7 protein-coding genes, 9 tRNA genes and 2 rRNA genes are annotated in these 10,019 nt (G+C 42.9%); 1 reads left to right on the top strand and 17 read right to left on the bottom strand.

The features are described 5' to 3' along the window. Window positions 1-150 precede the first annotated feature (150 nt). The 5 genes from glmM to sigW all read right to left on the bottom strand — a co-directional run bounded on the left by glmM (window position 151) and on the right by sigW (window position 5,156). Complete coding sequence (gene glmM / locus KHA96_RS17565) at window positions 151-1,500, bottom strand: phosphoglucosamine mutase (protein WP_213130599.1); 1,350 nt, start codon at window positions 1,498-1,500, stop codon at window positions 151-153. A 34-nt stretch (window positions 1,501-1,534) separates the two neighbouring features. Further along, window positions 1,535-2,779, bottom strand: a complete 1,245-nt coding sequence (locus KHA96_RS17570; protein WP_213130600.1) for a CdaR family protein — start codon at window positions 2,777-2,779, stop codon at window positions 1,535-1,537. Further along, complete coding sequence (gene cdaA, locus KHA96_RS17575; RefSeq protein WP_213130601.1) at window positions 2,772-3,602, bottom strand: diadenylate cyclase CdaA; 831 nt, start codon at window positions 3,600-3,602, stop codon at window positions 2,772-2,774. Before cdaA ends, KHA96_RS17570 begins: the two co-directional genes overlap by 8 nt. A 352-nt stretch (window positions 3,603-3,954) precedes the next feature. Next, a complete protein-coding gene (locus tag KHA96_RS17580; RefSeq protein WP_481748248.1) occupies window positions 3,955-4,575 on the bottom strand; it encodes a zf-HC2 domain-containing protein in 621 nt (206 codons plus the stop codon). Between the two features lie 17 nt (window positions 4,576-4,592). Beyond that, window positions 4,593-5,156: an RNA polymerase sigma factor SigW gene (sigW, locus tag KHA96_RS17585; RefSeq protein WP_213130602.1), complete on the bottom strand. Its 564-nt coding sequence runs from the start codon at window positions 5,154-5,156 to the stop codon at window positions 4,593-4,595. A 206-nt stretch (window positions 5,157-5,362) separates the two neighbouring features. On the opposite strand from sigW, the gene KHA96_RS17590 reads away from it, so the two are divergent. Next, on the top strand, window positions 5,363-5,530 hold the full coding sequence (locus tag KHA96_RS17590; RefSeq protein ID WP_249315676.1) for an aspartyl-phosphate phosphatase Spo0E family protein: 168 nt from the start codon (window positions 5,363-5,365) through the stop codon (window positions 5,528-5,530). Window positions 5,531-5,558: 28 nt separating this feature from the next. Here KHA96_RS17590 and rocF read toward each other — a convergent pair whose 3' ends face one another. The 12 genes from rocF to KHA96_RS17650 form a co-directional block, all read right to left on the bottom strand. Continuing rightward, on the bottom strand, window positions 5,559-6,455 hold the full coding sequence (gene rocF / locus KHA96_RS17595; protein ID WP_213130604.1) for an arginase: 897 nt from the start codon (window positions 6,453-6,455) through the stop codon (window positions 5,559-5,561). Between the two features lie 130 nt (window positions 6,456-6,585). Next, window positions 6,586-6,661: transfer RNA gene (locus KHA96_RS17600), tRNA-Ala, on the bottom strand. Between the two features lie 72 nt (window positions 6,662-6,733). Then, window positions 6,734-6,806, bottom strand: a tRNA-Lys gene (locus KHA96_RS17605). A gap of 1 nt (window position 6,807) precedes the next feature. Continuing rightward, a tRNA-Gln gene (locus KHA96_RS17610) sits at window positions 6,808-6,882 on the bottom strand. 67 nt (window positions 6,883-6,949) lie between these two features. Next, window positions 6,950-7,034 (bottom strand) — tRNA-Tyr (locus KHA96_RS17615). Window positions 7,035-7,045: 11 nt separating this feature from the next. Further along, window positions 7,046-7,121 (bottom strand) — tRNA-Thr (locus KHA96_RS17620). Between the two features lie 7 nt (window positions 7,122-7,128). Next, a tRNA-Val gene (locus KHA96_RS17625) sits at window positions 7,129-7,201 on the bottom strand. A 24-nt stretch (window positions 7,202-7,225) separates the two neighbouring features. Continuing rightward, window positions 7,226-7,300, bottom strand: a tRNA-Glu gene (locus KHA96_RS17630). 19 nt (window positions 7,301-7,319) lie between these two features. Then, window positions 7,320-7,392 (bottom strand) — tRNA-Thr (locus KHA96_RS17635). 1 nt (window position 7,393) lies between these two features. Beyond that, window positions 7,394-7,468, bottom strand: a tRNA-Asn gene (locus tag KHA96_RS17640). Window positions 7,469-7,478: 10 nt separating this feature from the next. After that, window positions 7,479-7,594: ribosomal RNA gene (gene rrf, locus KHA96_RS17645) — 5S ribosomal RNA — on the bottom strand. A gap of 260 nt (window positions 7,595-7,854) precedes the next feature. Continuing rightward, window positions 7,855-10,019, bottom strand: a 23S ribosomal RNA gene (locus tag KHA96_RS17650); the annotation flags it as partial.

The raw sequence follows: 10,019 nt of genomic DNA on the forward strand, positions 1-10,019 counted from the left end.
TACGGTGATTGATTACCTTCACTTCGATTTTTCCAACGACGAAGGGAGTCAATACGGTGATTGATACCTTCTACACCATTTTTCCTACAATTAAAAACAAAAAAGATGCAACCAAGTATAACTTCGCTCAGTTGCATCCTGTATAAACCTTTATTCCGTCAATCCCATTTCCGCTTCTACTACGGCTGAAATTCTGTCGACATAATCTTCGCATGCTTCTTTTGAAGGGGCTTCTGCCATTACGCGAACAAGCGGCTCTGTTCCTGAAGGGCGAACGAGAATTCGTCCATTTCCATTCATCTCTGATTCTACTTGTTCGATAATTTCTTTTACCTTTTCATTATCCGTTACGTGGTATTTATCTGTTACACGGATATTCACTAGCTTTTGCGGGTATTTTTTCATACCTTTTGCAAGTTCGGAAAGCGGCTTTCCCGTGAGCTTCATAATGTTAATGAGTTGAAGCCCTGTTAAAAGTCCGTCTCCAGTTGTGTTGTAATCAAGAAAAATGATATGGCCCGACTGTTCGCCACCAAGATTGTAATTATTGTTTTTCATTTCTTCAACGACATAACGATCACCAACAGCTGTTTGAGCACTATTGATGCCCAATTTTTCAAGGCCCTTGTAATAACCAAGATTACTCATGACGGTCGAAACGACTGTTGATTGCTTAAGGCGGGCTTCTTCATTCATATGTTTTCCACAAATATAGAGAATATAGTCGCCGTCCACGATGTCTCCATTTTCATCGATCGCAATGACACGATCTCCATCTCCATCAAAGGCTAGTCCTACATCTGCCCCTTTTTCTTTAAGGAAAGCAGCTAGCGCTTCAGGATGTGTCGATCCGACTCCATCATTAATATTCAAACCGTTTGGAGACGAGCCCATCGTTGAAATATCTGCATCCAGGTCGGCAAACAAATGTGTTGCCAATGAGGAAGTAGCTCCGTGTGCACTATCAAGTGCAACATGTATACCAGAGAAATCCTCATCAACCGTTTGCTTAAGGTATTGTAAATATTTTTGTCCGCCTTCAAAATAATCACTTACAAGTCCAAGATCTTTTCCAACTGGTCGAGGTAGGGTATCCTCTCCTAAATCAAGTAATTCCTCTATTTCTTCTTCCTGCTCATCTGACAGTTTAAATCCATCTGGTCCAAAAAACTTAATTCCGTTGTCTGCGACTGGATTATGCGAAGCTGATATCATGACCCCCGCTTGCGCTCCTAGTGCTTTTGTTAAGTATGCAACCCCAGGTGTAGAAATCACACCTAAGCGCATGACTTCTGCTCCAATAGATAGCAATCCCGATACAAGAGCTCCTTCCAGCATATGACCGGAAATCCGGGTATCGCGGCCGATGAGAATTTTAGGGCGTTCAGAGTTTTTCGTTAAAACATAACCTCCAAAGCGGCCCAATTTAAATGCCAACTCTGGCGTCAGCTCCGAATTTGCTACCCCTCTTACTCCATCAGTTCCAAAATATTTACCCATTGTATCTATCGCTCCTTCTTCGAACAATGTTCATTTAGACATTTTCCTTTTCTGTTAAGCGTATTTTCACTTTTTTTGTTGATAATTCCCATTGCACATCTTTTGGACCATCCACTACAAGATCCACTTCGTGCTCTCCGGCTTTAAGGCCTTCTAGATTTAAAAGAACATGAAATTCACTATCTTCGGCTTTTTCTAATTTGTTCTTTTCGCCAGTAACCTTAAGCGAAACTGTTCCGTTCGCGGGTGATAATAACTCCATCTCCAAATCGGAACTAAGCCCTTTGTTTTCTATTTTTATATCCTTTAATGTCTTTTCTTCCAGCTTTTTCTCAGCTAGAATTTTAACTTTTATTTTATCTGGTGTAATTTTATTTACACCAAGTGGATATTTTATTGGAACTTCAATCTCAGTGTCTTCATGAATATCACTGACATCCACTGTGACCTCAAGTTCATCGACGCTTTGTAAAATCTCAGTTCTACCGAATATCATCACTTCTGGCGTGACAGTGCTAACGGTTTTAATATTTATATCATCTGGTGGTGTACCAGTTGTATTGATCTTAATAGGGACGTTTTTTCTCGGATTCGTTACTGGAATTGTGACCAACACAGATTCCGGCTCTACTAAAACATCAAGCTTGTTCAATTCTCGGTCAAGAACCGTTACTTTTGCATTTTGTTTGATGGTGTCACTAATTAAACCACTTGCATCAATTGTTGCTTTCACATAAGAAATTCTTTCAATAGCATCCTTTGGGCCAGTAATTTTCACTGTTTTCGGTTCAACTTCCGGACGCTCTGCTTCAAATCCTTCCGCAAGGATACTGCGGTTAAATTCAGCTTCAACTCCGAATTCTTTCGTTACTTTTTCTTGCAAAGATATATCCACGTAAGATGGTTCAATTGTAACTTTTAACTTTTCAGATATATCCTTATATAAAATTGGAACCCGCTGTTTTCCGATTTCTTCGTCGGATAAATCAATATACACAGTAAAATCTCTTTGCCTTTTCGCAGCTTCTACAAATCTTTTTTGTCCTTCAATTTTTACATCAACCGTTTGCGGAATACCTGAAACGACAAGGTTTTCAGAATCATAATATACCTCAACAGGTACATTTGTTATCGTTTCAGTATTTGCATTTTCCATATCATTGGGAGTTGTTCCAGACTTTTTGCTCCCAAAATAATCGTTTGCAGTGACAAAAAGTAAGACGGCTAAGAGCATCGATATAATTCTAATAAACCAGGGATTTTCCATAAATTTATCCATTTTTTGTCTTCTCCCTTCTTTTCCAGATCGATGAAGAAGACTGTTTTGATTTACTTTCGTCTGTAAGTTCTTTTTCTAATACTGCCTGGAATTGCTCCATCGATAAATCCCGTAGTAATTCACCATTTTTTGTAACAGATACTCCGCCCGTCTCCTCCGAAACCACTATCGTTAAGCTATCAGTCACTTCGCTGATACCAAGCGCCGCTCTATGCCTTGTCCCTAGTTCTTTGGAAATAAAAGGACTTTCCGATAATGGCAAGTAACACGCGGCCGCAGCAATTTGCGTTTTTTGTATAATGACAGCTCCATCGTGAAGAGGAGTATTCGGTATAAAAATATTAATTAATAGTTCGTGGGTCACATTAGAATGAAGGGGAATTCCAGTTTCAATATAGTCCCCCATCCCTGTTTCTTTCTCAATCGAAATAAGTGCACCGATTCGCCTTTTTGCCATATAATTAACAGCATTTATAATAGCATTCATTCGTTGCTTCTGTTCTTCCTCTTCATGGATTCCACTTCTAGCAAAAAACTTTCCGCGTCCGAGCTGCTCAAGGGCACGTCTCAATTCAGGCTGAAAAATGATAATAATCGCTAAAAATCCCCATGTTATAGCGGTTTCCATTAACATGTTCAAGGTATTGAGATTAAGGACATCACTTAAGATCCAAACAATGATGATCACAAATATCCCTTTTAACAGTTGAACGGCTTTTGTACCGCGGATGACCATAATCAATTTATATATAACGAACCAAACGAGGAAAATATCCACTACGTGGGATAAAACACCCAAGATGGTAAGGTCTTCAAACGGCATGTTCTTTCCTCCATCTATTTATTCAAATTATGAAGTGCTTTACATTTAAGGTATGGATAATAACTTATCCATTATAACATATATTTGTTTAATCCAACTACAAGGGAAGTAAGGAACGAAATAATTAGGCAATGGCAGTCACCTTGAGATTTATCCCAAATGAAGATGAAAAAAGGATTGCATGATAACTGCAATCCCGTTCTTCTCTTTTATTCAAGGCTTCTTAAATATGTTGTTTTATAAAATCCCAAAATCTGACTTTTATGCTTAATAAGGCAGTTAGCTGTTATTTTCTTTGTAGCACAATTGATTAGATTTATGTCCTATATCAAAAGTATTCTAGAAAAGAGCTTTATTCTTCTTCAAATAGGTTAATTACCCTTTTACTGCCATCTTTTATTTTATACCAAAGCCATTCAAAGATCTCATTGATTTCTTCAATATCTCCTGTAACATCTCCTGCGGATGCTAAGTATTGTTTCCCATTGATAATCGTTACATTCCCATTGACCTTTCCCTCAATTCGGAGATTCCCATTTTTCACTGTAATGTCACCGTTCACCACTTCTCCTTCTGGTACGATCACGGTATCATTTTCAACTACTAAATTGGGTTGTTTTGTAACGGAAAACTTTTGATCATCATTCCATATATTCAGTACACTGCCGGCCATAAGAAGTAAAAATAAAGAGGCAGCTGCTAATATTGGGTGGTTGCGAAACCAGCGCTTTACACTTGCACTTCTTTTTTCTTTCGGTAATCTAGCCATTACATCAGCAGTAAATCCGCTGGAGACTCGTATATGTGACGGGCTCTTTATATAAGCAACCGTTCTTTTTAATTCTTGAAAATGTTTTTGACATTCAGGGCATCTTTGCAAGTGGTCTTTTAATACTTGCTCTTTTTCATGAGACAAGTCACTATCTAAAGATTCTTGCATATAGAGAATAATCTCTTCTGGACATGCCTTCACTTTCCTTCTCACCTTTCCTACAAATTGTTCAACTGTTTTCGAAGTGCTTCCCGCCCACGGTGTATTCGGGTTTTGACCGTTCCAAGCGGCATTTCTAAGACCTCGCTAATCTCATTCAAAGATAGGTCATCGATATATCTTAATACGATGACAACCCTATATTTATCAGGGAGTCGCAGTATTTCTCGTTGAACAATTTCTTGAAGTTCCATCGTCTCCACTTCAGAATCAGGAGATTTCCCCTCAGCGGCAATTTGGGAATACATCGTCAAACCTTCTGTTCCAGCTACCTCTGCATCAAGAAAATAATCCGGCTTCTTTTTCCTAATACGATCGATGCAAAGATTGGTTGCAATTCGATAAAGCCATGTAGAAAACTTCCTTCCTTGATTAAAACTATGGATGTTCACATATGCTCTAACAAACGCTTCCTGTGCTATATCTTCCGCTTCATGTCGATTCCCCAACATACGAAAGCATAACTGGAACACTTTATCTTTAAATAACTCAACGATTTCCCCAAACGCTTCCTGATCGCCCTTTAATACATCCCTTATTCTTTGATTAATAATTGCATCCATTCTCTCTATACCTCCCGCTCCATGCGGTTATCCATTCATACGTATGAATATTAAAAAGGTTTCACGTAATATGATTGACCTTACATATTTTTTCAATAAAAATCACACTATTTCTATCTTAACAAATTTTGTTAATGCTTGTTTAATATTTCGTAAAAAAGGATATACAGATGTTAAAAAATATTTGGAGGAGGCTTAAGATCGATTTGAATGCAAAGGACTTATTAGTAAAAATTGAAGATAATCGTAGAAAGATGGTTGAACTTGGTTTATCTTCATCCTTCTTAGATGAACGCGTTGTAAAAATGAGCTATGAACTAGATAAACTTTTAAATAAATATGATGAAGTGGCTTACAGGAATGGAAAGCGATAACCAAACCTATGCGTCACTAAATTATTTTTTATAATAATTTTTCTCCGAATAAGGAACCCATTAAGGCCACGGCCACTTCAGCCGTCTTATTTCTTTCATCTAAAATTGGATTTACTTCAACGAATTCGGCAGAAGTAATAAGCTTAGTTTCTGCGAGCATTTCCATAGCCAAATGGCTTTCACGATAACTAATACCCCCTAATACTGGTGTTCCAACTCCTGGTGCATCATGGGGGTCAAGCGCATCTAAATCAACGGATAAATGGACACCATCCGTTCGATTTTTTAGGAAGTGAATGGATTCCTCCATTACTTTCGTCATTCCTAAACGGTCAATTTCATGCATCGTAAATACTTTAATATTTTTACTTTTAATGAGGTCTCTTTCTCCTTTATCAAGATCTCTCGCGCCAATGATTACAATATTCTCTGGACTTACTTTCGGAGAATATCCTCCAATTCCGGTAAGCACTGAATGACCCAAGCCTAAACTTGCAGCAAGAGGCATACCATGAATATTCCCCGATGGCGATGTTTCCTCTGTATTCAAATCCCCATGAGCATCAAACCAAATGACACCAAGATCTTTATAATACTTACTAATACCAGCAATCGTACCAATGGCTATACTATGATCCCCGCCAAACACAAGCGGGAATCTTCCGTTCTCAATTACTTTATTAATTGAATTAGCAATTTCCCTACTAATACTTGCAATCGCTTTCAAATTTTTCAAGTTCGTATGATGATCTTCCACTGAATTATTTATTTTTACTACAATATCCCCAATATCTTCCACATCATAACCTAGTTTCTCCAAGCGCTTCAAAACTCCTGCATACCGAATCGCACTTGGCCCCATATCCACACCTCGGCGCGTTTGCCCAAGATCCATCGGAACACCTAAAATGGATAACTTTATCATAGGTTTTCCCCCTAGCCTTTTTATTTTCATCATAACGATTTGGAGACTTTGGCTCAACTCAACATTTTTTTGTATATATATGCAAAAAAGCCCTAGACAAGGTCTAGGACAAGTTAATTATGAAAATGATTGGTGGAGCCTAGCGGGATCGAACCGCTGACCTCCTGCGTGCAAAGCAGGCGCTCTCCCAGCTGAGCTAAGGCCCCATTTAAAAAGAAAGTGCATGAAATGAAAAAGAAGCCTTGATTAATCAAGACAACTGTTCACGAGATAGAAAATGAGCCATGTAGGATTCGAACCTACGACCCTCTGATTAAAAGTCAGATGCTCTACCGACTGAGCTAATGGCTCATGGCTGGGCTAGCTGGATTCGAACCAACGAATGACGGAGTCAAAGTCCGTTGCCTTACCGCTTGGCTATAGCCCATCGGATGAAAAGTACACTATGTATAATACCCGTTAATCAGAGAACTATCCATCTTTATAAAATGAAATGGTGGTGGGGGACGGATTCGAACCGCCGAACCCGGAGGGAGCGGATTTACAGTCCGCCGCGTTTAGCCACTTCGCTACCCCACCAAATAAAAAAATGGTGCCGGCCAGAGGACTTGAACCCCCAACCTACTGATTACAAGTCAGTTGCTCTACCAATTGAGCTAGGCCGGCACAATGATGGAGGATGACGGGATCGAACCGCCGACCCTCTGCTTGTAAGGCAGATGCTCTCCCAGCTGAGCTAATCCTCCATGTGCACAAAAATAAAATATAAATGGTGACCCCTACGGGATTCGAACCCGTGTTACCGCCGTGAAAGGGCGGTGTCTTAACCGCTTGACCAAGGGGCCATATATCATTCTCGTTGGAAGCTTCCAACCGGGCTTGAACCGGTGACCTCATCCTTACCATGGATGCACTCTACCAACTGAGCTATGGAAGCATGGCTCCGCAGGTAGGATTCGAACCTACGACCGATCGGTTAACAGCCGATAGCTCTACCACTGAGCTACTGCGGAATGATAGGTCGCCTGGCAACGTCCTGCTCTTGCAAGGGGAGACCCCTTACTACCATCGGCGCTGAAGAGCTTAACTTCCGTGTTCGGGATGGGAACGGGTGTGACCTCTTCGCCATCGTCACCAGACAAATCATAATCGACATACTTTATTATAATATGTTTTATGTATTTTTCAAGAGAAATCTTTCATTCCCTCAAAACCAGATAATAGAGAAAACAAACCTTTTTCGAATCTAGCTCCAGCGCCTATCGACTAGCCAACTTCCGGGTCTTTTCCCTACGATAAGTCAACATCGATTCGCCTTACGGCTTATCGTGTTTCCTTTATCTCAGTCAAAGCCCCTGCAGTTTGTACGTCGATGAACAGGCGCTTCCGCTTTTTAATTTAGATTAAGTCCTCGATCGATTAGTATCCGTCAGCTCCATGTGTCGCCACACTTCCACACCGGACCTATCAACCTGATCATCTTTCAGGGATCTTACTCGCTTGCGCGATGGGAAATCTCATCTTGAGGGGGGCTTCATGCTTAGATGCTTTCAGCACTTATCCCGTCCGCACATAGCTACCCAGCGATGCCTTTGGCAAGACAACTGGTACACCAGCGGTGCGTCCATCCCGGTCCTCTCGTACTAAGGACAGCTCCTCTCAAATTTCCTGCGCCCGCGACGGATAGGGACCGAACTGTCTCACGACGTTCTGAACCCAGCTCGCGTACCGCTTTAATGGGCGAACAGCCCAACCCTTGGGACCGACTACAGCCCCAGGATGCGATGAGCCGACATCGAGGTGCCAAACCTCCCCGTCGATGTGAACTCTTGGGGGAGATAAGCCTGTTATCCCCGGGGTAGCTTTTATCCGTTGAGCGATGGCCCTTCCATGCGGAACCACCGGATCACTAAGCCCGACTTTCGTCCCTGCTCGACTTGTAGGTCTCGCAGTCAAGCTCCCTTGTGCCTTTACACTCTACGAATGATTTCCAACCATTCTGAGGGAACCTTTGGGCGCCTCCGTTACTCTTTAGGAGGCGACCGCCCCAGTCAAACTGCCTGCCAGACACTGTCTCCCACCCGGATTACGGGTGCGGGTTAGAAGGTCAGTACAGCAAGGGTAGTATCCCACCGATGCCTCCACCGAAGCTGGCGCTCCGGTTTCCAAGGCTCCTACCTATCCTGTACAAGCTGCACCAACATTCAATATCAGGCTGCAGTAAAGCTCCACGGGGTCTTTCCGTCCTGTCGCGGGTAACCTGCATCTTCACAGGTACTATAATTTCACCGAGTCTCTCGTTGAGACAGTGCCCAGATCGTTGCGCCTTTCGTGCGGGTCGGAACTTACCCGACAAGGAATTTCGCTACCTTAGGACCGTTATAGTTACGGCCGCCGTTTACTGGGGCTTCAATTCGCACCTTCGGTTTGCACCTAAGCGCTCCTCTTAACCTTCCAGCACCGGGCAGGCGTCAGCCCCTATACTTCGCCTTGCGGCTTCGCAGAGACCTGTGTTTTTGCTAAACAGTCGCCTGGGCCTATTCACTGCGGCTCCCTAGGGCTATTCACCCCTAGGAGCACCCCTTCTCCCGAAGTTACGGGGTCATTTTGCCGAGTTCCTTAACGAGAGTTCTCTCGATCACCTTAGGATTCTCTCCTCGCCTACCTGTGTCGGTTTGCGGTACGGGCACCTTTTACCTCGCTAGAGGCTTTTCTTGGCAGTGTGGAATCAGGAACTTCGGTACTACATTTCCCTCGCCATCACAGCTCCGCTTTAGGATGAAGGATTTGCCTCCACCCCAGCCTAACTGCTTGGACGCGCATATCCAACAGCGCGCTTACCCTATCCTCCTGCGTCCCCCCATTGCTCAAATGGTAAAAAGGTGGTACAGGAATATCAACCTGTTGTCCATCGCCTACGCCTTTCGGCCTCGGCTTAGGCCCCGACTGACCCTGAGCGGACGAGCCTTCCTCAGGAAACCTTAGGCATTCGGTGGAAGGGATTCTCACCCTTCTTTCGCTACTCATACCGGCATTCTCACTTCTAAGCGCTCCACAAGTCCTTCCGGTCTTGCTTCACCGCCCTTAGAACGCTCTCCTACCACTGACATCAAAGATGTCAATCCGCAGCTTCGGTGATCCGTTTAGCCCCGGTACATTTTCGGCGCAGAATCACTCGACCAGTGAGCTATTACGCACTCTTTAAATGGTGGCTGCTTCTAAGCCAACATCCTGGTTGTCTAAGCAACTCCACATCCTTTTCCACTTAACGGATACTTGGGGACCTTAGCTGGCGGTCTGGGCTGTTTCCCTCTTGACTACGGATCTTATCACTCGCAGTCTGACTCCCAAGGATAAGTCATTGGCATTCGGAGTTTGTCTGAATTCGGTAACCCGATGAGGGCCCCTAGTCCAAACAGTGCTCTACCTCCAAGACTCTTCTCCTTGAGGCTAGCCCTAAAGCTATTTCGGAGAGAACCAGCTATCTCCAGGTTCGATTGGAATTTCACCGCTACCCACACCTCATCCCCGCACTTTTCAACGTACGTGGGTTCGGGCCTCCAG

It is taken from the genome of Bacillus sp. FJAT-49711 (assembly GCF_018343715.1).
Taxonomy (GTDB): Bacteria; Bacillota; Bacilli; order Bacillales; family Bacillaceae_C; genus Lederbergia.

Coding starts and splice junctions, on each gene's coding strand:
- glmM (WP_213130599.1), bottom strand. CDS start 1,500: ATGGGTAAATATTTTGGAACTGATGGAGTAAGAGGGGTAGCAAATTCG.
- sigW (WP_213130602.1), bottom strand. CDS start 5,156: ATGGATGCAATTATTAATCAAAGAATAAGGGATGTATTAAAGGGCGAT.
- KHA96_RS17570 (WP_213130600.1), bottom strand. CDS start 2,779: ATGGATAAATTTATGGAAAATCCCTGGTTTATTAGAATTATATCGATG.
- cdaA (WP_213130601.1), bottom strand. CDS start 3,602: ATGCCGTTTGAAGACCTTACCATCTTGGGTGTTTTATCCCACGTAGTG.
- rocF (WP_213130604.1), bottom strand. CDS start 6,455: ATGATAAAGTTATCCATTTTAGGTGTTCCGATGGATCTTGGGCAAACG.